General features: G+C 59.8%; 20 protein-coding genes and 3 tRNA genes. 4 read left to right on the top strand and 19 right to left on the bottom strand.

Annotated elements, in window-relative coordinates:
• Window positions 1-234 (top strand): hypothetical protein (locus tag LPW39_RS07930; protein WP_230773248.1); only part of this gene is annotated, 234 nt, incomplete at its 5' end.
• Between the two features lie 140 nt (window positions 235-374).
• On the opposite strand, the gene LPW39_RS07925 is transcribed toward LPW39_RS07930, so the two are convergent.
• Together LPW39_RS07925 and LPW39_RS07920 are read right to left on the bottom strand one after the other, a co-directional pair.
• Window positions 375-749, bottom strand: coding sequence for a hypothetical protein (locus LPW39_RS07925; protein WP_230773247.1), 375 nt, complete (start codon window positions 747-749; stop codon window positions 375-377).
• 97 nt (window positions 750-846) lie between these two features.
• Window positions 847-1,323 (bottom strand): DNA-directed RNA polymerase subunit alpha C-terminal domain-containing protein, encoded by a 477-nt coding sequence (locus LPW39_RS07920; protein ID WP_230773244.1) that lies wholly within the window; start codon window positions 1,321-1,323, stop codon window positions 847-849.
• 580 nt (window positions 1,324-1,903) lie between these two features.
• On the opposite strand from LPW39_RS07920, the gene LPW39_RS07915 reads away from it, so the two are divergent.
• The 3 genes from LPW39_RS07915 to LPW39_RS07905 all read left to right on the top strand — a co-directional run bounded on the left by LPW39_RS07915 (window position 1,904) and on the right by LPW39_RS07905 (window position 3,324).
• On the top strand, window positions 1,904-2,263 hold the full coding sequence (locus LPW39_RS07915; RefSeq protein ID WP_230773243.1) for a helix-turn-helix domain-containing protein: 360 nt from the start codon (window positions 1,904-1,906) through the stop codon (window positions 2,261-2,263).
• A 178-nt stretch (window positions 2,264-2,441) separates the two neighbouring features.
• A complete protein-coding gene (locus tag LPW39_RS07910) occupies window positions 2,442-2,768 on the top strand; it encodes a helix-turn-helix domain-containing protein (RefSeq protein WP_230773242.1) in 327 nt (108 codons plus the stop codon).
• Window positions 2,769-2,859: 91 nt separating this feature from the next.
• Window positions 2,860-3,324 carry an NUDIX hydrolase gene (locus LPW39_RS07905; RefSeq protein WP_230773240.1) on the top strand — a complete coding sequence of 155 codons (465 nt, stop codon included), beginning with the start codon at window positions 2,860-2,862 and terminating at the stop codon, window positions 3,322-3,324.
• Window positions 3,325-3,435: 111 nt separating this feature from the next.
• On the opposite strand, the gene LPW39_RS07900 is transcribed toward LPW39_RS07905, so the two are convergent.
• From LPW39_RS07900 to LPW39_RS07820, 17 genes are all read right to left on the bottom strand, one after another.
• Complete coding sequence (locus tag LPW39_RS07900; RefSeq protein WP_230773238.1) at window positions 3,436-4,098, bottom strand: Eco29kI family restriction endonuclease; 663 nt, start codon at window positions 4,096-4,098, stop codon at window positions 3,436-3,438.
• Window positions 4,095-5,357: a DNA cytosine methyltransferase gene (locus tag LPW39_RS07895; protein ID WP_269075790.1), complete on the bottom strand. Its 1,263-nt coding sequence runs from the start codon at window positions 5,355-5,357 to the stop codon at window positions 4,095-4,097. Before LPW39_RS07895 ends, LPW39_RS07900 begins: the two co-directional genes overlap by 4 nt.
• Before the next feature lie 372 nt (window positions 5,358-5,729).
• Window positions 5,730-5,805 (bottom strand) — tRNA-Phe (locus tag LPW39_RS07890).
• A gap of 127 nt (window positions 5,806-5,932) precedes the next feature.
• Window positions 5,933-6,008, bottom strand: a tRNA-Phe gene (locus tag LPW39_RS07885).
• Between the two features lie 52 nt (window positions 6,009-6,060).
• Window positions 6,061-6,753 carry a response regulator gene (locus tag LPW39_RS07880; protein ID WP_230773235.1) on the bottom strand — a complete coding sequence of 231 codons (693 nt, stop codon included), beginning with the start codon at window positions 6,751-6,753 and terminating at the stop codon, window positions 6,061-6,063.
• 39 nt (window positions 6,754-6,792) lie between these two features.
• Window positions 6,793-9,060 (bottom strand): sensor histidine kinase, encoded by a 2,268-nt coding sequence (locus tag LPW39_RS07875; RefSeq protein WP_230773255.1) that lies wholly within the window; start codon window positions 9,058-9,060, stop codon window positions 6,793-6,795.
• A 20-nt stretch (window positions 9,061-9,080) separates the two neighbouring features.
• Window positions 9,081-9,677, bottom strand: a complete 597-nt coding sequence (locus LPW39_RS07870) for a DUF4390 domain-containing protein (RefSeq protein WP_230773227.1) — start codon at window positions 9,675-9,677, stop codon at window positions 9,081-9,083.
• A 10-nt stretch (window positions 9,678-9,687) separates the two neighbouring features.
• Window positions 9,688-11,097: a 16S rRNA (cytosine(967)-C(5))-methyltransferase RsmB gene (rsmB, locus tag LPW39_RS07865; protein WP_230773225.1), complete on the bottom strand. Its 1,410-nt coding sequence runs from the start codon at window positions 11,095-11,097 to the stop codon at window positions 9,688-9,690.
• 537 nt (window positions 11,098-11,634) lie between these two features.
• Complete coding sequence (gene rpoC / locus LPW39_RS07860) at window positions 11,635-15,852, bottom strand: DNA-directed RNA polymerase subunit beta' (RefSeq protein WP_230773217.1); 4,218 nt, start codon at window positions 15,850-15,852, stop codon at window positions 11,635-11,637.
• Window positions 15,853-15,871: 19 nt separating this feature from the next.
• A complete protein-coding gene (rpoB, locus tag LPW39_RS07855) occupies window positions 15,872-19,984 on the bottom strand; it encodes a DNA-directed RNA polymerase subunit beta (RefSeq protein ID WP_230773215.1) in 4,113 nt (1,370 codons plus the stop codon).
• A gap of 270 nt (window positions 19,985-20,254) precedes the next feature.
• Window positions 20,255-20,629, bottom strand: a complete 375-nt coding sequence (gene rplL, locus LPW39_RS07850) for a 50S ribosomal protein L7/L12 (protein WP_230773212.1) — start codon at window positions 20,627-20,629, stop codon at window positions 20,255-20,257.
• A 37-nt stretch (window positions 20,630-20,666) separates the two neighbouring features.
• On the bottom strand, window positions 20,667-21,185 hold the full coding sequence (gene rplJ / locus LPW39_RS07845; RefSeq protein ID WP_230773211.1) for a 50S ribosomal protein L10: 519 nt from the start codon (window positions 21,183-21,185) through the stop codon (window positions 20,667-20,669).
• A 242-nt stretch (window positions 21,186-21,427) separates the two neighbouring features.
• Window positions 21,428-22,123 carry a 50S ribosomal protein L1 gene (rplA, locus tag LPW39_RS07840; RefSeq protein WP_230773210.1) on the bottom strand — a complete coding sequence of 232 codons (696 nt, stop codon included), beginning with the start codon at window positions 22,121-22,123 and terminating at the stop codon, window positions 21,428-21,430.
• Window position 22,124: 1 nt separating this feature from the next.
• Complete coding sequence (rplK, locus tag LPW39_RS07835; RefSeq protein WP_021025389.1) at window positions 22,125-22,556, bottom strand: 50S ribosomal protein L11; 432 nt, start codon at window positions 22,554-22,556, stop codon at window positions 22,125-22,127.
• 102 nt (window positions 22,557-22,658) lie between these two features.
• The gene (gene nusG / locus LPW39_RS07830) at window positions 22,659-23,252 is read right to left on the bottom strand and encodes a transcription termination/antitermination protein NusG (RefSeq protein ID WP_021025390.1); all 594 of its coding nucleotides are present in this window, start codon (window positions 23,250-23,252) and stop codon (window positions 22,659-22,661) included.
• Window positions 23,252-23,635, bottom strand: a complete 384-nt coding sequence (gene secE, locus LPW39_RS07825) for a preprotein translocase subunit SecE (RefSeq protein WP_230773209.1) — start codon at window positions 23,633-23,635, stop codon at window positions 23,252-23,254. Before secE ends, nusG begins: the two co-directional genes overlap by 1 nt.
• 88 nt (window positions 23,636-23,723) lie before the next feature.
• Window positions 23,724-23,799: transfer RNA gene (locus tag LPW39_RS07820), tRNA-Trp, on the bottom strand.
• Window positions 23,800-23,869: the final 70 nt, after the last annotated feature.

Genomic DNA, 23,869 nt, shown 5'->3' with positions numbered 1-23,869 from the left:
CCCGCCATGCCGGCCGCACCGGATGGCTATGCCTGGAGCACCAGCTTGCCCGCCCCGGTGAGCCTGGTGACCGCCGCCACGGGCAATACCGCCTCCTTCGTCAATACCCTCGTGCGTACGGCGCCTGCCATGCCAGAGGCAGTGCCTGCGCTGGACACCGTCAAGCTGCTGCTGATGGCTGCTGCAATGGCGCTGTTGGGCATGCTGGTGCTGCGCCGGGCACCGCGCCGCTAACCGGCTTGCGGCGCCTGCCGCTGGCTGCCCTGCGAGCGGCGCAGAAGGCCTGGGCTCGGCATCACGCTGATCTCAGGCCTTCTGCTTGATCCGGATGCTGGAATCCGATGCGTTCGCCAGGAAAAGTGGGCAGACCCCGCCTACCGAATCTTGCCATTGCCAGGCGGCTCGTAGCGCTGGCCAGGAAAGAAAACCCGCTCGATCTCGCGCAGCGAACCTTCCCCCAGCGAGCGGATTTTGAGCAGCTCATGCGGGTAGGCCTCGCGCAACTGCTCCGGGGTGGTGATGTCGCCGCGCGCCAGTGCGCGCACGATGGCCACCGGCAGCGATCCATTGAGGCAGGAGCCAGAGACAAAAGGCAGGTCTGGCATGGCATGCGAAGGAACATAGGATTGGCCAGGGAAAAAGGCCTTTTCAATCTTTCGCAGTCGCATCAGGCCAATGCCTTTGATGGCCAACAGCCCCAGGGGGTAGGCCTTGCGCACGGCATCCTCGGTATCCAAGCCGTTGCGCACCAGAATCCGTACCAACGGCGCAGGCAATTTCCCGTCGAGAGATGGGGCAGCATGCGAAGTGGAACCATTTACCATATGTATGAAATCATAATCATCTTTACTTGATTGTGTTTCTCATGGTTTTTCTTGATTTCATCGGCTCAAAGCGCTGCCCCTCAAAAAAAGTGGCCTCCACCTCGCGCAGCGCCTGGATGCCAAAACCCGTTATTTCCACCAGACGCCGCGGATAGGCCGCCATCAACTGCTGCACCGTTTTGATGCCGTGGCGCCGCAAGGTGATCAGCACCCGCCGGGACACCAGCCCTTCGAGTGACGTGCCGTCAAGGTCTTCCGTCTCGATAGGCGCCTGCATAGGCACCTCATAGCGCCGCCCGGGAAAGAGCAGCGCCTCAATCTGCCGAAACCGCACGGGCCCCAGGTAGTGGATTTTCAGCAATTTGGCCGGATACAGCTCTTCAACCTGCGCAAGCGTTGTGATGTCATGCCGGGCCAGCAGCTTCCAAAGATCCGGGGGCAGCAGATCTTGAAGTCGCTCACTGGCCCTGGGCGGCGAAGGGGATGGGGATGTAGTCATCTGTAACCATCGTATCGCGTAGCCCTTGCAAAATATTACATGCGAGGCTGAAATTAGATTTGTTGACATGTCTCATATACAACGCCTAATGTCGGCAGAATTTTGTGCTTGCGCCCCCTCTGAAAGCCTTGTGTCTGCGCTGTAAAAAGCTATGAGGTCATGTCTTTGAACGGTGCGGATGCGCACCATTACGCTGGGCAACCTTGGCCATGTACCACGTCCCCAAAATGCACAAGCTCAGCGCCGGCCAGCCTACGACGAACAGGCCCAACAGCCCCTCTGCAAAAAACAGCACACAAACCCCTATCTGCACTGCGCCAAACCGGCGCCGCACTGGGGCCGAGGGCGCCGCCGCCACAGGCGTGTCGCTGCCCGGGCTGACACCCGGGGACACCGGCGCATTCGGAGCTCGGTCTACTCGTTCAGGTTGCTGGGCATGCGGCATGGCACGGTTCCTTTCGTTCGCTGGCGTTGCATCCGCCTTCAGATATAGCGAAATTACATTGGATTCCACAAATTGAATTCTGGCTCATTCCATCGCGACACACAACCATATCTGTTGGATTTCAACTAGACAGATATGATCAACAAGAAGCCTGCCGACAAGCCCTTGGCCCAGCTGTTGGGGCTGCGCATTGCCGAGCTGCGCAAATCGCGCCAGTGGACACAAGCGCAATTGGCAGAGCGGCTGCAGGTGGAGCCCGAGACCATCAGCCGCTTTGAGCGCGGAGCTTCCGTCCCCTCACTGCATACGCTAGAAAGCCTCGCCGCGATCCTGCGCGTCAGCATTGGCGACCTGCTCGCCCAAAGCTCCACCGCCCCCGATGACCAGGCCATGCGGATCAGTGCCTGGCTGTCGGAGCTGGAGCCGGCGGACCGCGCCTTTGTCACCGGCATCGTGCAGCAGCTTTGTGAGCGGCTGCGGTCGAATGGTGGATGACGGAGCGCGTTTCCATTTACCGCGATATCGGTTTCCTTCTATAGCGCAGCAGACCACCCGCTGTAGCTGAACGTCGAGCACACGCTGCCACCAGCTCCCTCAAACTGCATCTCTGACAGCTGATTGATGTCACGTATTTCGTGACGACAGCTTACCACGAAGTCACGAGACTCGTGACATGCTTTCCACCCCCTCCTCAACCGCTACCGTTCTGGGCCGCCGCATGCGCGCCCGACGTGAGGACTTGGGTTGGTCGCAGGAAAAGGTCGGCGTACTGATAGGCATTGACGAATCCGCAAGCCGTGCGCGCATCAGCCGCTATGAACTGGGCACGCATGAGCCGCCGATCAAAACGGCGCGGCTGATTGCCGAAGTACTTCAGGTGCCGTTGGCCTACCTGTACTGTGAGGATGACGACTCGGCCCGGCTCTTGTTGGCTCTGGGAACGATGAGCAAAACCAAACGGGCTAAAGCACTGGCACTTTGGCTGGCAGAGATCGCCTGAATCGTTGGCGCCGAGTCGGGCAGGTGGCGAGCAAGCGCCAGCTTAAGCACCGACGCGCAACACGCAAGCAACCCCGGATATAGAAACAAGCATGGCTACAACCCCATGGCGCCCACCGCAGCACATCAAAGTCAAAGCCATCGGCTTGCACTGGCGTAACGGCCAATTGCTGGCCACCGAAGTCTTCGATGACGCAGGCCGTTTGACAGGGGTGCGCCCCCTCGGCGGCGGCGTGGAGTTTGGTGAGCGCTGGCAAGAAGCACTCGAGCGTGAGTTCCAGGAAGAGCTGGGCGTCGAGGTGGAAGTTGAAGGCCCGCCGCTGGTGATGGAGAACCTCTACACGCACCAAGGCGCTACCGGCCATGAGGTGCTGTTCATCGCCAACGTCGTGTTCGATGCAACGCCCTTTGCGCACCTGGACCACATCCGCTTTCGCGAAGACAGCGGCACCTGGTGCACGGCGCGCTGGTTTGATGTGGCGGCGCTGGACTTGCCGGGCGGCCCTGCGCTCTACCCTGCAGGTCTCAAGCAAGCGCTGCTCCGACTAGCGGTATGAGGCTGTTTTACAGAGCGCTCCCTGCTTGCCACTGGCACTCGACCCGGCGCGCGGTTCAGTCGCCTCTATCACCTCCGCCACTCAGGCCGCACCTGTTACTGCAAATGCTAGTTAAAGGTCGTGCCGGCCAACAAAATGGGGGGAGTCGGGCAATGTGGTGCTTGCAAGGTAGCTCTGCACCTCTCGCTTGATGTCCTCTTGGGTCTCTTCGCGTTGCTTGCATTTGAGCGCCCAGGCGCGGCCTGGGTGCAGGGTGTCCCATTTGGGGCTCAGACCGTTGTAGCGGCCATTGCCCGGATCGTGGTTACCGAAACCCTCCAGGAACAGATTCCAAAGAGGCGAGAACTTGGTGATCATCAGCGATTCACCCAGCGGAATCCAAATCTCATCGACAACCAAATAACGACAGCTGAAGTCATCGATATCCAAACTATCCGTGGACAGTATGGATTCGGCATGCTCCTGCAAGCGGCCAAAAAGTGCCTTGGACTTGGTGGGGTCAGGCATGACCTTGCCCTTGCGTGCGCCCTGTGGAACTGCCTTGCCTACATAGATAGGGACCACCGGGTTTTGCTTTTCCACCTTGTTGGGCTTGGATATGGCGTCGTAAGCCACATACTCGCCGTGGTAATAGATAGCGTAGATGCCGGTCCCAAAGAATGATTGGAGCTTGCCTAGCGCGTGCGCAGGCTGGCTGACCAGTGCTTCGGCCACGCTGGCACCCAGATTTTTCTTGTCCAGTGGGTTAAAGGGGATGATCTCGGCAGACTTCATGCGGCAGTCCTTGTGGCGCACATGGTGCCCTGCAGTCGATGGAGTTCGGCACGGATCAAAGACTCGCCCACGGAAGAGGCCACAATGCGCCCCAGAGCCACTGGTACAGCATTGCCTAACTGACGCATGGTTTCAGTCCAAGAACCATGGAAGACATAGCCATCTGGAAATGTTTGAATGCGCGCTGTCTCGCGCGCAGAGAAATAGCGTACGCTGCCATCGGGCAGCACCATCATGTTTTCACCGCCCGGCACGCCATGGCTGCCAGCCTTGATGGTCTTGGCCGGCTGGTCTAATGGGCTGCCGGTGTGGCCGGGGTATACCTTAGCGCCATCCTGAAACTTATGGTCGCGGATATGCATAGCCGCACGCAGGCGAGGATCTGGCAGATCGGCGATAGCATCCCGCACCGTACGCCAGGGCAAAGTGGCTGGCGGCTTGGCCGCCAGGGCTTGAATCCGCTTAGCCATTTTCTCAGGGACCGGTGGCCGGGCACGTGCCGCAATCTTGTGTCTATCCCAATACTCACCAGTTACCCACTGCGAGTACAAGAGTGCTGCCTCGCTGTGCGTTGCGTCCGGAAAATGCCAGTCAATGGGAAGGTCTGATCGAGTCCCCACAATGAATACGCGTTCACGCTTTTGAGGAATGCCGTAGTCCGCAGCATTGACGAGTGTGGCAACAACGTTGTAAGTCAGACCAGCCCCATGCATGTGCCCGGAAGTTTTTTCCGACTGCAGCCTCAACAGATGGTCAAACCAGCTCTCATGTTCGCGCCGCGGGATCTCTGGAAGCTCTAGCTGCAGCTTGATGTATTCGAAATAATTCGCAAAACTCGAACGGGTCAGACCCTTTACGTTTTCCACGATAAAGGTCTTGGGACGAAGCTTGCGCACCACTTGCACAGTGGCTGGAAACATGTCGCGCTTGTCGTCGTGCGCTTGGTGCTTACCGCCCATCGAAAAGGGTTGGCAGGGTGGGCCACCCGCCAATAGCTCGATATTTTGTGGAATGGAGGACCAATCCATGTCGCGGACATCCCCCTCATGCAGCGGCCAACCACTTACCAAAGGATAGCCACGGCGCTGGTTCTCACGCACGGTGTCGCAGGCCCATTTGTCCCACTCCACCACCGCCAGTGACTCAAAGCCTGCCAAGCTCACGCCCATGGCCAGCCCTCCAGCGCCTGCGAATAACTCCACCGATCGCATCATTGCGCCCCTTCCTTTTCGTTCAGAATTTGCTTCAACACGCACCATGGATGTACCTATATCCAGCAGTTCACAGTCCTCTACCACCATAACTGGCAGCCGCAATGTGTGCAATCGCTCTGCTAGTGCTACATCGCTACATCCACAAAAGACTGCGAGACTTAAGAATGCTGGCGTTAAACGCCATCAGATTTCTTAAACGCAACGCTGCGGCAAACATGCATCACACACACCAGCCAAAATACTGTTGTTTTATACAGTAAAAAGCATCTTCTGTCACGACCTATCCATAACGCTGCTCGCACTGAGCAGCGCACCGCCAAAAACATCGTCATTGCAGGCCACCAACTTTGGTGCTTCGATACCTGCCCCTACAGACGCAAAAAAGCCCATCACAGAGGATGGGCTTAAGAATGCGTTTGGTGGCCTGGCGCGGAATCGAACCACGGACACGCGGATTTTCAATCCGCTGCTCTACCAACTGAGCTACCGGGCCAACACAAGCTAGCATTATAGCCTGCGCCAAGCACCCGATCGGCAAATTAGGGGAATTGCTGCACATGCGATGCAGGCCGGATACAAGAAAGCCTCTGCACCATATCTGATGCAGAGGCTTGTTGTTTTGGTGGCCTGGCGCGGAATCGAACCACGGACACGCGGATTTTCAATCCGCTGCTCTACCAACTGAGCTACCGGGCCCACGAGTTGAATTATAGCCCGAAAAAAAGGGCGCTTTTTCAAAAAACTGAAATCAGTTCTTTTTGTTGCGCGTCAGGTCCACGCCCAGCTGACGCAGCTTGCGGTACAGGTGGGTGCGCTCCAGGCCGGTCTTCTCGGCCACGCGGGTCATGGAGCCGCCTTCGCGCGCCAGGTGGAACTCGAAGTACGCCTTCTCGAAGCCATCGCGTGCTTCGCGCAGCGGGCGATCCAGGTCAAAGCCCTGGTGTGCATTGGGCGCTGCATCAGGTGATGCGGGGGCGGCCACGTTGGCAACCACCGGGGCGTTGTAGCCGGAGGGCGTGAACGATGTCGCGACCTTGCCCGGCGCTGCGGGGGCCGGTGCCGCCACGGGTGCGGGCACATTGCGCTGCAAGCCCTGCTCCACTGCCTTGAGCAGCTTTTGCATGGTGATGGGCTTTTCCAAAAAAGAGAACGCGCCAATGCGCGTTGCTTCCACAGCGGTATCGATGGTGGCGTGGCCACTCATCATGATCACGGGCATGGTCAGCAAGCCGGTCATCGACCACTCTTTGAGCAGCGACACGCCATCGGTGTCGGGCATCCAGATGTCGAGCAGCACCAGGTCGTAGCCGCTTTCGTTGCGCGCCAAGCGCGCCTGGGTGGCGTTCTCTGCCACGTCCACGCTGTGGCCCTCATCGTTCAGGATCTCCGACAGGAGATCCCGAATTCCCAATTCGTCATCGACAACCAGAATATTTGCCATATTTTTTGAAAATCCAGTGCTGCAGGTGTGAGAGTTATTTTAAATCATCACTTCTTTTTCGATAGCGAATGATAACGACACTTGGGCACCTAAGATTTTTTCCCCCTCGACTCTATTAGAGATTTCTACGCGAGCGCCATGCTCGTCCGCAATTTTCTTGACGACGGCCAGGCCCAAGCCGGTACCTCGGGGCTTGGTCGTCACGTAGGGCTCAAATGCCTTTTGTAATATATGTTCTGGAAAACCGCAACCGCAGTCAGCAATTGTCAAACGAACCCGCTTATTGCTGCTGCCAAAGCGTGTGGAGATCCGCACCGCCGGTGCCGAGGCCTCCTTGCCCGCCCATGCCTGTTGCGTGGCATCCTGCGCATTTTGCAGCAAGTTATGGATCACCTGCCGCAACTGCTGCGCGTCGCCCATGATACGCGGGGCTGCACTGTCCAGCTCTGCCTCCACCGGTATCACAGCATTTTCCGCGCCATATAAATGCAGCACATCCATCACCAGCGCATTGAGGTCCACGGCCTGCAGCTCGGCGGCCGGTAGGCGGGCATAGTCGCGAAACTCGTTGACCAGGCGCTTCATCGCATCGACCTGGTCGACGATGGTGGTGACAGACTTTTTCAAAATTGCCTGGTCCTGGCCTTCGAGCTTGTTGCCCAGCTTGATCTCCAGTCGCTCGGCCGACAGCTGAATCGGTGTCAGCGGGTTCTTGATCTCATGGGCCAGGCGGCGTGCCACCTCGCCCCAGGCCTGGGCGCGCTGCGCCGAGACGATCTCGGAGATGTCGTCAAACACCAGCAGGCGGCGGTTGTCGGGCAAGGTGGCGCCGCGCGCCACCAGGTTGATGCTGTTCTGGTTGGGCAACTGGCTGTCGCCATGCAGTTCATAGGGCTGCTGCCAGTGGTCCAGGTAGTGCTCGTCGGTTACATCGTGCAGGCGGGCAAACTGCTGGTCCACCTCTTGTGCAAAGGCCTGCAGGCCGGGCAGATCGCGCAGGGGGCGGCCTTCAAACGCGGCCAGCGGCGCACGCAGAATGCGCGTGGCGCCGGGGTTGCTGGAGCGGATGACGCCCTCGGCATCGAGCACGATGACGCCGGCGGTGAGGTTGTCCAGAATGGTCTGCAGGCTCTGGCGCGCCTCGTCGGTCTGGCGCATGCCGCGCTCCACCGCGCGGCGGGCATCCAGCAGCTGCTGGGTCATCTCGGCGAAGGAGCGGGTCAGGCCGCTCAGCTCGTCCTTGCTGGGCAGCACAGGTTTGGGCCGCAGATTGCCCGATGCCACCTCGCGCACCCCTTCGGCCAGCACCAAAAGCGGGCGCACCAGCTGGTTGCCCAGCAAGGCCGCCAGCACTACGGCGCCGAACACGGCCAGGAACAGGCTCAAGGTGAGCGTGCCAATGTACATGCGGCGCAGGCCGTCACGCGCCAGCGCGCGCTCCTGGTATTCGCGGTTGGCCTCTTGGACTTTGAGGGCATTGATCACCAAGGCCGCGGGCAGTGGCATGGTGGCTTGCAGAAAGCGGCCATCAGGGATCACGCCCACATCGCCATTGGCGACCTGCACCAGCGTCTTGACGCGCACCTTGGACGGGTCGCCAGTGATGGCGCCATTGATGTCGGCTACCTCTTCCAGGCCATCAATCTGAAAAGCGCGTTGCTGCTGGGTGGCGGTGCGCAGCAGGGCCGCCGAGGGCTTTTCGGGGTTCAGCACAAAACGCGACTGGCCGGTGCTGGCAATGGCTTGCGACGTGGCCGACCACAGCACCACGTCATCGGCGCCGAGCTGGTCCTTGATGCGTTCGAGCACCAGGCCGGAGGCAGCATCCGAGATCTGCGACAGCTGGCTGCTGGCGGTGCGGGTGCGCTCAGCCATCGCGGTGGAGGTGGTATCGAGTGTGATGCGCGCGAGGTTGACCCCTGCGTCGAGTGCGCCTTCGACCTTCACATCGAACCAGCTTTCGATGGAGCGCGAGACGAACTGGTAGGAGACGAAATAGATCACCACACCGGGCAGCACACCGACCAGTGCAAAGGTGGCGGCCAGCTTGAGCAGCAGCTTGCTGCCAAAGCGCCGGGCCATGAGGCGCCGCACCAGGATGGCCACACCCCAGAGCACCACCATGCTGAGCACACAGGCCACACCAATGTTGACGCCCAGCAGCACGCCGTAATAGCGCTCGTACAGCACGCGGTTGTTGGTGGCGAAAGACAGCAAGAAGAGCAGCACCAGGCCAATGCCGATCATGGCCGACAGGCCCACGATCACCGACCAGCGCGCACGGCTGGGGGTGTAGGCCACCCGCATGGACGATGATTTTTCGATTTTCACTGCGCGCTCGCCTCGGGCAGCGGCAGCTGGCTTCTGAGCTGCAGGTTCAGGCCGCCATTGCTGAATGGCGCGAACTGGAAGATGCGTGGCAGCTGGGTGCTGTCGAGCCGGAAGTTGAACTTGACGAGGTACTCGCCATCGTTGGAGAGCTCATCGGCGCTGGCGATCTTCCAGTTGCGCACGCGCTTGACCACGAGCATCACCTCATCGAGGCTGTCAAAGCTCTGGCCGAGCGAGGTCACCGCGCCGGCATCGGTCAGCGGCATGCTGGAGACGTGCAGGCGCCAGCGGCGCGTCAGCGGCTGGTAGCTCACGCGCAGGTAGCGGGTGGCTTTCTTGACGGTCTTGTCGCGCCAGTACCAGCGCTCGGAGATGATCTCGGCCTCCTGCACAAAATACAGGGCTACGCCTTTGTTCAGTGCATCCTCGATCTGGTCGGGCAGCGCAAACTGCAGCGCTACGGTGGCAAAGGCACCATCGGCGTTGCGCACCAGTTGCAGCTCGACCTTTTTCTCATTCTCCGACGCCATGCCCGGTGCCGCTGCGGCAAAGCACAGCATCAGCGCAAGGAGGAATTGGTGGATCAATCGCATACGGACGGGCTCAACGAAGCGGCTTGTGCAGCAGCGCGTAGTAGAAACCGTCGTGGTCACGCGCCAGGCTGCCCAGGCTATTGTGACCGGCCTCGCGCAGCTGTGGCAACAAATGTCCTGGCGCAGGCAGGCGTTGGGCATCGGGGTGGCGGCCCAGGAACTGCGTCACCTGGCCTTCGCCCTCTTCATGGAAGACCGAGCAGGTGCAGTACAGCAGGCGGCCACCGGGCACGACCAGCGGCCACAGGGCCTCCAGCAGCTGGCGCTGAATGGCGGCGAGTTGCCCGATGTCGGTGGCGCGGCGCAGCCAGCGCACATCGGGCTGGCGGCGCACGATGCCGGAGGCCGAGCAAGGCGCGTCCAACAAAATTGCATCAAATTGCTGCACACCGTGGCGCGCTTGCACCGCCGGCAGCCAACTGGCCACTTCGCTGCCGCTGGCCACCACCACATCGGCCTGCAGCGACAGCCGCGCCAAGGTATCGCCAATGCGTTCGGCGCGCTTGGCATCGATCTCCAGCGCCACCATGTCGATGGGACGCTGGGCTGTGGCGGCCTCCAACAGATGTGCGGTCTTGCCGCCGGGCGCAGCGCAGGCATCGAGCACATGCAGCGCGCGGCCATCGTGCGGCTGCAAGCCATCGAGCAGCAGCGGTGCGGCCATCTGCGCGGCGCTGTCCTGCACCGAGACCCAGCCTTGCGCAAACTGCGGCAGCTGGTCCACCGGCACACCGCGCGTCAGCACCAGGCCGGCCTCGCCCACACCGACGACCGCCTCGATACCCGCTTCATCGAGCAGCGCCAGGTAATCGGCGCGGCTGCAGCGCTGCAGGTTCACGCGCAAGGCCATTGGCGCCTGCGCGTTGTTGGCCGCCACAATGGCCTGCCAATCTTGCGGATAGTCCTGCTGCAGGCGTTTGAGCCACCACTGCGGGTGGTTGTACTGCGCGACAGGCTCCTGGGCCACGGCGCGCAGCAGGTCATCGCGCTCGCGCAAGAAGCTGCGCAGGCAGCCGTTGATGAAGGCCGATTGCGACTTGGTGGCCGAGCGCTTCTTGGCCGCATCCACCGCCTGGTTCACGACGGTGAAGGCGTCGTAGCGCGGCACCTCGGGCAGCAGCAAGGCCAGCGATGTGCACAGCAAGGCATCGACAGCGCTGGCGGGCTTGCGCGGTGCCAGCTCGGCCCGCACGGCTTCTGCGGTGCCCAGCACGCGCAGCACATCCATCAGCAAGGCCTGCACGCCGGCGCGCAGCGCGGGCTCCACACCGCCCAACACGGCGCGGGCGGACTGGCCCTGGCGCACTTCCTGCAAGGCGCGCGCCACCGCCACCAGCTGGGCAGACAGGCTGGGGCCCGTGTTGTTGGAGGCTGCTGTGGCGGCCCGGGAGGGTTGTCGTGGACGGGAAGGGAGGTTCATGCCGAAGGAGTGCAGCGGCCTGGGGGCCGCGGCGGATCAAAAGGAATACTAATCGATATGCCCCAGGAGGCCTCTGCGCTTGCAGAGCCTGCCTGGTAAAGACGCTGTGCAAAGCGCCCTGCCCAGCATCGAATGCGACACGGAAAGGGAGCTTTGCACAGAGCCATCTCCATCCTGCGGGACATTAAAAAACCCGTAATTCCGCGGCGCGAAATTACGGGTCTTCAAGAACGTGCTGACGATCTCCTCGCGCCGCGACAGTGTCTTTGCGAGATGGGATGCTAGGCGCAATACCGCAGCAATAGCCGTGCTATTGCGAGGATTTGCAACGACGCAGACCGCTCGCAAAGCCACTGTCCCGAAGGGTTGGAGTGAAATCGGGCGATTTCTGCGCGCTGGCCCTTGCTTGCACCCCGGTGCAAGCTGCGGACCATCGCTTCGAACTCATCCCGATTGCACTCCAACGCGGCTGCGTAGAGATCGTCAACACGTTCTACGCCCAACCTGACCGATAGGTATCGGTCAGGGATTGGCGGCTTAGTCAGCAGCAGGGTCGGCAGCGGCTTCGGCTTCTTCCGACACACCGGCCAGGTCGGCCGCTTCTGCATCGGCGATGGCGCGGCGCTCGGCCTCGTCCATCTCGTCCTTGGCCTTGCGTGCCTGGTGGTAAGCCAGACCGGTACCAGCGGGGATCAGACGACCCACGATGACGTTTTCCTTCAGGCCACGCAGCTCGTCGCGCTTGCCCATGATGGCAGCCTCGGTCAGCACGCGGGTCGTTTCCTGGAAGGAAGCGGCCGAGATGAAGGAGTCGGTCGACAGCGAAGCCTTGGTAATACCCAGCAACACGTTGGAGTAGACCGCTGGGATCTTGCCATCGCGCTGTGCAGCTTCGTTGGTGTTGAGCACTTCGGAGCGCTCCACCTGCTCACCCTGGATGTAGGTGGTATCGCCTGGGGCTTCGATGACCACGCGGCGCAGCATCTGGCGAACAATCACCTCGATGTGCTTGTCGTTGATCTTCACGCCTTGCAAGCGGTACACGTCCTGCACTTCGTCCACGATGTAGCGCGACAGCTCTTCGATACCCAGCAGGCGCAGGATGTCCTGCGGATCGGCTGGGCCGTCGACGATCAGCTCGCCCTTGTTGACCACTTGGCCTTCGTGCACCAGGATGTTGCGTTCCTTTGGAACCAGCTCTTCCCAGACCTTGCCTTCCAGATCGGTGATCTGCAGGCGCACCTTGCCCTTGGTTTCCTTACCGTAGGACACGGTACCGGTCATCTCGGCCAGCGCGCCCTTGTCCTTCGGCGTACGGGCTTCGAACAGCTCGGCCACACGTGGCAGACCACCGGTAATGTCGCGGGTCTTCTGGCCTTCCATAGGAATACGGGCCAGCACTTCGCCGGGGCCCACTTCCTGGCCATCACGCACCTGCAGCAGAGCGCCGACCTGGAAGCCGATCGTCACCGCGTGGTCGGTACCAGGAATCTTGACTTCCTGGCCGTTGGCGTCCGCCAGCTTGACCTGCGGACGCACGACCTTGGCAGAGCCACGGTGCTTCGGATCGATCACCACCAGGGTGGACAGACCGGTCACTTCGTCGACCTGCTTGGCCACGGTCAGACCTTCTTCCACGTTCTCGAACTTCACCTGACCGGCGTATTCGGTAATGATGGGGCGGGTCAGCGGATCCCAGTTGGCCAACACGGTGCCAGCCTTGATCTGCTGATCAGGCTTGATCGACAGCGTTGCACCGTAAGGCATCTTGTGACGCTCACGCTCGCGGCCGTACTCGTCCTGGATGACGATTTCGCCGGAACGGGAAATCACCACCAGTTCGCCCTTGTTGTTGGTCACATAGCGCATCTGTGGATTGAAGCCCACGATACCGTTGGACTTGGCTTCCACGCTGGACGCCACTGCCGCACGCGAAGCCGCACCACCGATGTGGAACGTACGCATGGTCAGCTGCGTGCCAGGCTCACCGATCGACTGTGCAGCGATCACACCCACGGCTTCGCCGAGGTTGATCATGCCGCCACGGCCCAAGTCGCGGCCGTAGCAGGTGGCGCACAGACCAAAGCGGGTTTCGCAGGTCAGTGCAGTGCGCACCTTCACTTCGTCCACGCCAGCGGCTTCCAGATCTTCGATCAGGTCTTCGTCCAGCAGGTCGCCGGCCTTGGCCAGCACAGCACGGGTCTCGGGGTGCAGCACTTCGTCCGCAGCGGTACGGCCGAGGATACGGTCGCGCAGCGATTCGATCACTTCACCACCTTCAACCACAGCGCGCATCAAGGTGCCGTTGTGCGTGCCGCAGTCGAGCTCGGTGATCACCAAGTCCTGCGTCACGTCCACCAGACGGCGCGTCAGGTAACCGGAGTTGGCCGTCTTCAGCGCCGTATCCGCCAGACCCTTACGGGCACCGTGGGTGGAGATGAAGTACTGCAACACGTTGAGGCCTTCGCGGAAGTTCGCGGTAATAGGCGTCTCAATGATCGAGCCGTCAGGCTTGGCCATCAGACCACGCATACCTGCCAGCTGGCGGATCTGTGCGGCCGAGCCACGGGCGCCGGAGTCGGCCATCATGTAAATCGCGTTGAACGATTCCTGATCGACTTCCTTGCCATGGCGGTCAATGACCTTTTCCTTGGCCAGCTGGGCCATCATGACCTTGGAGACTTCGTCACCGGCCTTGCCCCAGATGTCCACCACCTTGTTGTAGCGCTCGCCAGCGGTCACCAGACCGGAGACATACTGCTGCTCGATTTCCTTCACTTCCGCTTCGGAGCGGGCGATGATCTCGGCCTTTTGCGGTGGCACCAGCATGTCGCCGATGGCGATCGAGATACCGGAGCGCGTTGCCAGACGGAAGCCGTTTTGCAGCAGCTTGTCGGCGAACACCACGGTTTCCTTCAGACCGCACTTGCGGAAGGAGATGTTGATCAGCTTGGAGATTTCCTTCTTCTTCAACGTCTTGTTGATCGAAGAGAAAGGCATACCCTTGGGCAGAATCTCGGACAGCAAGGCACGGCCAACGGTGGTTTCCACCAGCTTGGTCGTAGGCTCGAACTCACCCGAAGCCTTGTTCTTGTTCCACTCGGTCAGACGCACGCTGATCTTGGTGGCGCGCTCGACTTGCTCGGCATCCAGTGCGCGTTGCACTTCGCCGATGTCGGAGAACACCATGCCTTCGCCCTTGCCGTTGATCTTCTCGCGGGTGGCCTGGTACAAGCCCAGCACCACGTCTTGAGAAGGAACGATCGAGGGTTCGCCCGAAGCGGGGAACAGCACGTTGTTGGAGGCCAGCATCAAGGTGCGGGCTTCCATCTGTGCTTCCACCGACAGCGGTACGTGAACAGCCATCTGGTCACCGTCGAAGTCAGCGTTGAATGCCGCGCAAACCAGCGGGTGCAGTTGCAGGGCCTTGCCTTCAATCAGGATAGGCTCGAACGCCTGGATACCCAGACGGTGCAGCGTAGGTGCGCGGTTGAGCATGATCGGATGCTCGCGGATCACCTCTTCCAGGATGTCCCACACCACGGGGGTGCCGGTTTCCACTTCCTTCTTGGCGGCCTTGATGGTCGTGGCGATGCCACGCGCTTCGAGCTGCGCGAAGATGAAAGGCTTGAACAGCTCCAGCGCCATCAGCTTGGGCAGACCGCACTGGTGCAGCTTGAGCGTTGGGCCCACGGTAATCACGGAACGACCGGAGTAGTCGACGCGCTTACCCAGCAAGTTCTGACGGAAACGACCGCTCTTACCCTTGATCATGTCGGCCAGCGACTTGAGGGCACGCTTGTTCGCTCCGGTCATGGCCTTGCCACGGCGGCCGTTGTCCAGCAGCGAGTCGACCGCTTCTTGCAGCATGCGCTTTTCATTGCGGGCAATGATCTCTGGAGCCTTCAGCTCCAGCAGGCGGCGCAGACGCGAGTTACGGTTGATGACGCGGCGGTACAGGTCGTTCAGGTCGGAGGTCGCAAAGCGGCCGCCGTCCAGCGGCACCAGTGGACGCAGATCGGGAGGCAGCACAGGCAGCACTTCCATCACCATCCAACCGGGCTTGATGCCGGACTTCTTGAACGCTTCGAGCAGCTTCAGGCGCTTGGCATTCTTCTTGACCTTGACTTCGGAGCCGGTCAGGTCGTTGCGCAGGCGCTCGATTTCCGCGTCGATCTCGATGCCTTCGAGCAGGTCCTTGATGCCTTCGGCGCCCATCTTGGCCACGAATTCATCACCGTACTCTTCGACGTTCTTGTCGTACTCGTCTTCCGACATGATGCTGAACTTCTTCAGCGGGGTCATGCCGGGGTCGGTCACCACATAGGCTTCGAAGTACAGCACGCGTTCGATGTCGCGCAGGGTCATGTCCAGCACCAGGCCCAGGCGCGAAGGCAGGGACTTCAGGAACCAGATGTGGGCGCAAGGCGCGGCCAGGTCGATGTGACCCATGCGTTCACGACGCACCTTGGTCTGCGTGACTTCAACGCCGCACTTTTCGCAGATTACACCGCGGTGCTTCAAGCGCTTGTACTTGCCGCACAGGCATTCGTAGTCCTTGATCGGGCCAAAGATCTTGGCGCAGAACAGACCATCGCGCTCAGGCTTGAAGGTACGGTAGTTGATGGTCTCGGGCTTCTTCACTTCGCCGAAAGACCACGAACGGATCTTTTCGGGCGAAGCCAGGCCGATTTTGATGGCATCGAAATGCTCATCAGGCGTAAATTGTTTGAACAGGTCGAGTAGCGATTTCATAGACTCTTTCCCCCTTCAATTAAGAACGTTCCAGTTCGATGTCCAGGCCCAGGGAACGGATTTCCTTGACCAGCACATTGAACGACTCCGGCATGCCGGCTTCGATAGCGTGTTCGCCCTTGACGATGGATTCGTACACCTTGGTACGGCCCACCACGTCATCGGACTTCACGGTCAGCATTTCCTGCAGCACATAGGCGGCGCCATAAGCTTCCAGCGCCCACACTTCCATTTCACCGAAACGCTGACCACCGAACTGGGCCTTACCGCCCAGAGGTTGTTGCGTCACCAGCGAGTAAGGACCGGTGGAGCGGGCGTGCATCTTGTCGTCGACCAAGTGGTGCAGCTTCAGGTAGTGCATGTAGCCGATGGTGGTGGGACGCTCGAAGCGCTCACCGGTGCGGCCGTCATACAGGTAAGCCTGGGTGCGTGGCTCGGTCAGACCCTTGCGTGCCTGGATGTCATCCGGGTACGCCAGCTTGAGCATGTCCTTGATTTCCTGCTCGGAAGCACCGTCGAACACGGGCGTTGCGAAAGGCACGCCGTTCTTCAGGTTCTCCGCCATGAACATGATCTGGTCATCGGACAGTTGCTTGAGGTCTTCCTTGCGACCGCGGCTGTTGTACACCTCTTCCAGGAAGGAGCGCACTTCAGCGGCACGGGCTTCGGCCTGCAGCATGTCACCGATACGCTGGCCCAGGCCCTTGCCGGCCCAACCCAGGTGGACTTCCAGCACCTGGCCGATGTTCATGCGCGAAGGCACGCCCAGCGGGTTCAGCACGATGTCGGCGGTGGTGCCATCAGCCATGAAAGGCATGTCTTCCACCGGCACGATCTTGGAGACCACACCCTTGTTACCGTGACGGCCGGCCATCTTGTCGCCAGGCTGCAGACGGCGCTTGACGGCCAGGTAGACCTTGACCATCTTGAGCACGCCAGCAGGCAGCTCGTCGCCTTGCGTGAGCTTCTTGCGCTTTTCTTCGAAAGCCAGGTCGAAGTTGTGGCGTTGCTGCTCGATGGAGTTCTTGATGGACTCCAGCTGGGCTGCGGCGTCGTCTTCGGCAGGGCGGATATCGAACCAGTGGAACTTCTCCACGCCGTCCAGATAGGCCTTGTCGATCTTGGTGCCCTTGGCCAGCTTTTGGGGGCCGCCATTGGCCACGCGGCCGTTGAGCAGCTTGGCGATACGGTCGAACGCATCGGCTTCCACAATACGCAGCTGGTCGTTCAGGTCCAGACGGAAACGCTTGAGTTCGTCGTCGATGATCTGCTGGGCGCGCTTGTCGCGCGTGATGCCTTCACGGGTGAAGACCTGCACATCGATAACAGTACCTTGCGAGCCCTGGTCCACGCGCAGCGAGGTGTCCTTCACGTCGGACGCCTTCTCACCGAAGATGGCGCGCAGCAGCTTCTCTTCTGGGGTCAGCGTGGTCTCGCCCTTTGGCGTGACCTTGCCCACCAGCACATCGCCGGGTTGCACTTCTGCACCCACGTAGATGATGCCGGACTCGTCCAGACGGTTGAGTTGTTGCTCGGACAGGTTCGGGATGTCGCGCGTGATTTCCTCGGCACCCAGCTTGGTGTCACGGGCCATCACCACCAGTTCCTCGATGTGGATCGAGGTGTAGCGGTCTTCCGCGACCACGCGTTCGGAGATCAGGATCGAGTCTTCGAAGTTGTAGCCGTTCCAGGTCATGAAGGCGATCAGCATGTTCTGACCAATGGCGATTTCGCCCAGGTCGGTCGATGCGCCGTCGGCAATCACGTCACCCTTGGCCAGCTTGTCGCCGCGGCGAACCACAGGACGCTGGTGGATGTTGGTGTTCTGGTTGGAACGCTGGTACTTGATGAGGTTGTAGATGTCCACACCCACTTCACCGGCCACAGCTTCTTCGTCGTTCACACGGATCACGATACGGGTCGCGTCCACGTAGTCAACGATACCGCCACGGGTTGCCGTCACGACGGTGCCCGAGTCGACCGCAGCAACGCGCTCGATACCGGTACCGACCATGGGCTTTTCAGGGCGCAGCACAGGCACGGCCTGGCGCGACATGTTGGCACCCATCAATGCGCGGTTCGCGTCATCGTGTTCCAGGAACGGAATCAGCGACGCAGCCACCGACACGATCTGTGCGGGCGACACGTCCATGTACTGCACGCGCTCGGCGGACAGCAGGGTCGATTCACCGTTTTCACGGGCAGAGACCAGGTCACCGGTCAGGCGGCCTTCGGCGTCGAGCTCGGCATTGGCCTGCGCGATCACGTACTTGCCTTCTTCGATGGCCGACAGGTAGTCCATCTGGTCGGTCACCTTGCCATCGATCACGCGACGGTAAGGGGTTTCGATGAAACCGTACTCGTTCAGACGCGCGTACAGAGCCAGCGAGTTGATCAGACCAATGTTTGGACCTTCAGGCGTTTCGATCGGGCAGACGCGGCCGTAGTGGGTCACGTGCACGTCACGCACTTCGAAGCCTGCGCGTTCGCGGGTCAGACCACCTGGGCCCAGAGCGGAAACACGGCGCTTGTGCGTGATTTCAGCCAGCGGGTTGGTCTGGTCCATGAACTGCGACAGCTGCGAGGCGCCGAAGAATTCCTTCAGGGCGGCCGAGATCGGCTTGCTGTTGATCAGGTCGTGCGGCATCAGGGGCTCTTGCTCCGCCTGGCCCAGACGCTCCTTCACAGCCTTTTCGATACGTGCCAGACCGGTGCGGTACTGGTTTTCGGCCAGCTCGCCCACGCAACGCACGCGGCGGTTGCCCAAGTGGTCGATGTCATCGACTTCACCCTTGCCATTGCGCAGATCCACCAGGATCTTCACGACTTCAAGGATGTCTTCGTTGGACAGCACCATGGGGCCGGTCGGGGTGTCGCGGCCGATCTTGGCGTTGAACTTCATACGGCCGACACGCGACAGATCGTAGGTGTCTTCGTTGTAGAACAAACGCTGGAACAGCGCCTGCACGGCGTCCTCGGTTGGAGGCTCACCAGGGCGCATCATGCGGTAGATGGCAACGCGAGCAGCGAACTCGTCAGCGGTTTCATCGGTACGCAGGGTCTGCGAGATGTAGGCGCCGTGGCTCAGTTCGTTGGTGTAGATGCAAGCCAGATCCTGGATGCCGGCGGAGCGCAGCTTCTTGAGCAGCGCTTCGGTCATCTCTTCGTTGGCCTTGGCGATGATTTCACCGGTGTCAGGGTCAACGATGTTCTTGGCAGAAACGCGGCCGAGCAGGAAGTCTTCAGGCACGCTGATGAACTTGGTGCCCGATTGCTCCATCTCGCGGGTGTGGCGCGCGGTGATGCGCTTGTCCTTGGCCACAACCACCTTGCCCGACTTGTCGGTGATGTCAAAGCGCGCGACTTCACCCTTGAGGCGATCAGCCACAAATTCCATTTGCGCGCCGCTGTCCATCAGGCGGAAGTTGTCGTTCTCGTAGAACGTCGCCAGGATGGACTCGGGCGTCATGCCGATGGCCTTGAGCAGAATCGACACCGGCATCTTGCGGCGGCGGTCCACGCGGAAGAACAGCAGGTCCTTGGGGTCGAATTCGAAGTCCAGCCAGGAGCCGCGGTAAGGGATGATGCGTGCCGAGAACAGCAGCTTGCCCGAGCTGTGCGTCTTGCCCTTGTCGTGTTCAAAGAACACGCCTGGCGAGCGGTGCAGCTGCGAAACGATTACACGCTCGGTGCCATTGACAATGAATGAACCTTTGTCCGTCATCAGGGGCACTTCGCCCATGTAGACTTCCTGCTCCTTCACTTCCTTGACCACCTTGGACTGGGGCGTGGAGGATTCACGGTCATAGATAATCAACTGCACCTTGGCGCGCACAGCGGACGAGAAGGTCAGACCACGGGTCTGGCATTCGCGCACGTCGAAAGCGGGCCTGGCGAGGTTGTACTCGACAAACTTCATCTCCACAAAACCGTTGTGCGAGACGATGGGGAAAGCCGAGTTGAAGGCGGCTTGCAAGCCTTCATCAGTACGCTTTTTGGGGGCCGAGTCTGCTTGCAAAAATGCGGTGTAAGCATCTTTTTGCATTTGCAGCAGGTAAGGCACTTCGAGCACGCTATCGCGGCTGCCGAAACTTTTGCGGATTCGCTTGCGTTCGGTGTAAGAATAGGCCATGAGATCTCCGGGCAAAGACATGAGTCCTGGGTCTTCGACGACACCCCCGCGAGGGGGTTGCAGCTTGGTGGGTTGGCCACTACCAACCATGGCAGACGGTGGTGCATTGCACACCACCCGAACCAAGGGGTTTTCTAGTGTCGGATGTTAGAAAACACTAAAAATCAGCCATCTACGGCCAGTTTTTGGTGTGCTCTAGCGGACCAGATTCCAGAAGCGCCAAAGGCTGGAGCACCTTTTCGGGTACTCCAGCCTTGAAAAAGCCCTCAATTACTTGAGTTCGGCCTTTGCACCAGCTTCGGTCAGCTTCTTGGCAGCTGCGTCAGCGTCAGCCTTAGGCATAGCTTCCTTCAGAACCTTAGGAGCGCCGTCGACCATGTCCTTGGCTTCCTTCAGACCCAGACCGGTGATTTCACGCACGGCCTTGATCACGCCAACCTTGTTAGCGCCGGCTTCCAGCAGCACCAGGTTGAACTCGGTCTTTTCTTCAGCAGCAGCAGCGCCACCGCCACCACCAGCAGCAGGAGCGGCCATAGCAGCAGCGCTCACGCCAAACTTCTCTTCAATTGCCTTGACCAGGTCGTTCAGTTCCAGAACAGTCATGCTGTCCAGGGAGGTCAAGAATGCGTCTTTATCGAATGCCATTTTGATTTCCTAAATATATCGGTTGGTTTTGCCGCGCTTAAGCTGCAGCGGCTTCGGCGACTTCTGCGCCTTCGCCCTTCTTGGCCGCCAGTGCGCCCAGCACAACGGCCGTACGCGAGATTGGCGACATGAGCAAGCCACACAATTGGGCCAGCAGCACTTCCTTGGAAGGCACGCTTGCCAGTTGCTTAACGCTGTTAGCGTCCAACGCCTTTCCTTCGAATGCACCACCGCGAATCACCAACTTGTCGTTGGTCTTCGCGAAATCGGCCACTACCTTGGCAGCAGCGATTGCATCTTCAGAGAAACCGTAGATCAGCGGGCCGGTCATCTGGTCAGCCACCACTTCAAAGCTGCTACCAGCAACAGCGCGACGAGCCAGGGTGTTCTTCAGAACACTCAGCGTCACGCCTTGCTTGCGTGCTTCCACACGCAGCTTCGTCATGTCAGCGACCGTGATGCCGCGGTATTCCGCGAACACAAGCGTTTGAGCTTTAGCGGCGAGGCTGGTCACTTCATTGATGACCGCTTCTTTCTCACTGCGATTCAGACTCAAGGTCTACTCCTTCAAATGCGCATTAGGGGCAAGCCCCACCTGCGCGCTCTTGTTGCAGCGACCAACTGTTTTGGAAATTCATCCATCTGCAGCGGGATCGCCATCTGCGTTGGCAAAAAGATTTAAGTGATCCAATCACACCAACGGTCTTGGATGGCCTGGCACGGCGTTTTTCTCAAAACCCCTTGCCAGCCCACCACACCAGACCGGTGCAAGCACCAGTCTGACGATTTTTTTAGCAATTACGCTGCGATGGACTGTGCATCGACGCGCACGCCGATACCCATCGTCGACGACACTGCCACCTTGCGCAGGTACAGACCCTTGCTGGTAGCTGGCTTTGCCTTGTTCAGAGCGTCGATCAGAGCTGCCAGGTTGCCTTGCAGCTTGTCGTTCTCGAACGAACGGCGGCCAATGGTCGAGTGAACGATACCAGCCTTGTCAACGCGGAACTGCACCTGACCTGCCTTGGCGTTCTTCACAGCCGTAGCCACGTCGGGAGTCACGGTGCCAACCTTGGGGTTAGGCATCAGACCGCGTGGGCCCAGGATCTGACCCAGGGTACCAACGATACGCATGGCGTCAGGCGCAGCGATCACGATGTCGAAAGGCATGTCACCAGCCTTGACCATCGCGGCCAGCTCGTCCATACCAACGATATCGGCACCAGCGGCCTTGGCTTCTTCAGCCTTGGCGCCTTGTGCGAACACGGCCACGCGGGTGGTCTTGCCGGTGCCGTTAGGCAGCACGACAGCGCCACGAACCACTTGGTCCGACTTCTTGGCGTCCACGCCCAGCTGGATAGCCACGTCGATGGATTCATCAAACTTGGCCGTTGCTGCGTCCTTGACGATAGCAACTGCATCAGCGAATGCGTACAGCTTGGTGGTGTCCACCTTGCCTTGCAGGGCCTTTTGCTTCTTGGTCAACTTTGCCATCTTAGAGGCCCTCCACCGTAACGCCCATCGAACGGGCGGAACCAGCCAGCGTGCGCACAGCGGCGTCAACGTCAGCAGCGTTCATGTCCTTCAGCTTGGTCTTGGCGATCTCTTCCAGCTGAGCGCGGGTGATCTTGCCGACCTTGGTAGCCAGAGGGTTCGAAGAGCCCTTGTCCAGCTTGATCGCCTTCTTGATCAGCACCGTTGCGGGTGGGGTCTTGATGACGAACGTGAAGCTCTTGTCCGCAAAAGCGGTGATCACCACAGGCAGTGGCAGACCTGGCTCAACACCTTGGGTCTGGGCGTTGAACGCCTTGCAGAATTCCATGATGTTAAGACCACGTTGACCCAGCGCTGGACCAATGGGTGGCGATGGATTGGCTTTACCAGCTGGCACTTGCAGCTTGATGAAGCCGACAATTTTCTTTGCCATTTATAGCTCCTTACGGGTAAAAACGCCCGCACTGCATAGCGCGGGCTCCCCGGGGGTTAAGACTCTGTTTAGGCACCGAGTCCGTAAGTGCATGAAAATCAATCAGGTTTTTTCAACCTGGGCAAATTCCAGCTCAACCGGAGTTGAACGGCCAAAGATCATAACAGAAACGCGAAGTCGACTCTTTTCGTAGTTTACTTCTTCGACCGATCCGTTGAAGTCCGTGAAAGGACCTTCCTTGACGCGAATGAACTCGCCGACCGTGAATTCGATCTTGTGGCGTGGCTTGTCCGAGCCTTCTTCCATCTGCAGAACGATCTTCTGAACTTCTGCCTCAGAGATGGGAGCGGGACGGTTCTTGGCACCGCCGACAAAGCCGGTCACCTTGCTGGTGTGCTTGACCAAGTGCCAGGTGTCGTCGTCCATGACCATCTCGACGAACACATAGCCAGGGAACAGGCGGCGCTCGGTGGTCTTCTTCTGACCATTGCGCACTTCCACCACTTCTTCGGTGGGAACCAGGATGCGGCCGAACTTGCTCTGCATGTCCGAGCGGTGAATACGCTCCAGGATGTTGCGCTCAACCGCCTTCTCCATGCCCGAATAGGCATGCACGATGTACCAGCGCAGATCGGGATTAGCAGCGCTCATAGGCGCCTCAGCGCCTGTGTTGGTTGTTTCGTCCGTGTTCGACATTACTTCCTCCAGCCCAGAACCAGGTCATACAAGACCCATTCCAGCGTTTTATCAGTCATCCACAAGAACAAAGACATGATGACCACGAACGCAAACACGTAGGCGGTCATCTGCAGCGTCTCTTTACGCGAAGGCCAGACGACCTTCTTGACTTCACGCCAGGAGTCCTTGGCGAAACCAACAAATTGCTTACCTGGTTCAGACACCAGAAAAACGGTGACAGCCGCAATCAAGGCCACAATCAGCGCGGCCCACTGGGCAATCGCACCTTGTTTAGCCAACAGGTAAAAGCCGGCGATACCGGCAATAACCAATGCAGCTACGGCGAACAGCTTGAGCTTGTCCGCACCAGAACTAACAGTTTCAACTTGTGTAGCAGCCATGTCGACAATTCAGAGATGAAAATAGGCATCACTCAAGACGCCGAAGCCCGCCTTGTAATCAGGCGGGCTTGGTTGACCACTTATTCAGTGGCAGGGGCAGTAGGAATCGAACCTACAACCTTCGGTTTTGGAGACCGACGCTCTGCCAATTGAGCTATACCCCTACGAAATCAGTACTTACGCAATGATCTTGGCAACCACGCCAGCGCCCACGGTACGGCCGCCTTCGCGGAT

This window comes from Comamonas koreensis (assembly GCF_021026195.1).
GTDB classification, from domain to species: Bacteria; Pseudomonadota; Gammaproteobacteria; order Burkholderiales; family Burkholderiaceae_C; genus Comamonas; species Comamonas koreensis.
The sequence above is the reverse complement of the archived record's forward strand: the minus strand, read 5'-3'. Positions and strand labels throughout refer to the sequence as shown.

Excerpts from the sequence above, each read along its gene's own strand:
- LPW39_RS07920 (WP_230773244.1), bottom strand. The coding sequence starts at position 1,323 with ATGACTACATCCCCATCCCCTTCGCCGCCCAGGGCCAGTGAGCGACTT.
- LPW39_RS07915 (WP_230773243.1), top strand. The coding sequence starts at position 1,904 with ATGATCAACAAGAAGCCTGCCGACAAGCCCTTGGCCCAGCTGTTGGGG.
- LPW39_RS07910 (WP_230773242.1), top strand. The coding sequence starts at position 2,442 with ATGCTTTCCACCCCCTCCTCAACCGCTACCGTTCTGGGCCGCCGCATG.
- LPW39_RS07905 (WP_230773240.1), top strand. The coding sequence starts at position 2,860 with ATGGCTACAACCCCATGGCGCCCACCGCAGCACATCAAAGTCAAAGCC.
- LPW39_RS07900 (WP_230773238.1), bottom strand. The coding sequence starts at position 4,098 with ATGAAGTCTGCCGAGATCATCCCCTTTAACCCACTGGACAAGAAAAAT.
- LPW39_RS07895 (WP_269075790.1), bottom strand. The coding sequence starts at position 5,357 with ATGGTGCGTGTTGAAGCAAATTCTGAACGAAAAGGAAGGGGCGCAATG.
- LPW39_RS07880 (WP_230773235.1), bottom strand. The coding sequence starts at position 6,753 with ATGGCAAATATTCTGGTTGTCGATGACGAATTGGGAATTCGGGATCTC.
- LPW39_RS07875 (WP_230773255.1), bottom strand. The coding sequence starts at position 9,060 with ATGCGGGTGGCCTACACCCCCAGCCGTGCGCGCTGGTCGGTGATCGTG.
- LPW39_RS07870 (WP_230773227.1), bottom strand. The coding sequence starts at position 9,677 with ATGCGATTGATCCACCAATTCCTCCTTGCGCTGATGCTGTGCTTTGCC.
- rsmB (WP_230773225.1), bottom strand. The coding sequence starts at position 11,097 with ATGAACCTCCCTTCCCGTCCACGACAACCCTCCCGGGCCGCCACAGCA.
- rpoC (WP_230773217.1), bottom strand. The coding sequence starts at position 15,852 with ATGAAATCGCTACTCGACCTGTTCAAACAATTTACGCCTGATGAGCAT.
- rpoB (WP_230773215.1), bottom strand. The coding sequence starts at position 19,984 with ATGGCCTATTCTTACACCGAACGCAAGCGAATCCGCAAAAGTTTCGGC.
- rplL (WP_230773212.1), bottom strand. The coding sequence starts at position 20,629 with ATGGCATTCGATAAAGACGCATTCTTGACCTCCCTGGACAGCATGACT.
- rplA (WP_230773210.1), bottom strand. The coding sequence starts at position 22,123 with ATGGCAAAGTTGACCAAGAAGCAAAAGGCCCTGCAAGGCAAGGTGGAC.
- rplK (WP_021025389.1), bottom strand. The coding sequence starts at position 22,556 with ATGGCAAAGAAAATTGTCGGCTTCATCAAGCTGCAAGTGCCAGCTGGT.
- nusG (WP_021025390.1), bottom strand. The coding sequence starts at position 23,252 with ATGTCGAACACGGACGAAACAACCAACACAGGCGCTGAGGCGCCTATG.
- secE (WP_230773209.1), bottom strand. The coding sequence starts at position 23,635 with ATGGCTGCTACACAAGTTGAAACTGTTAGTTCTGGTGCGGACAAGCTC.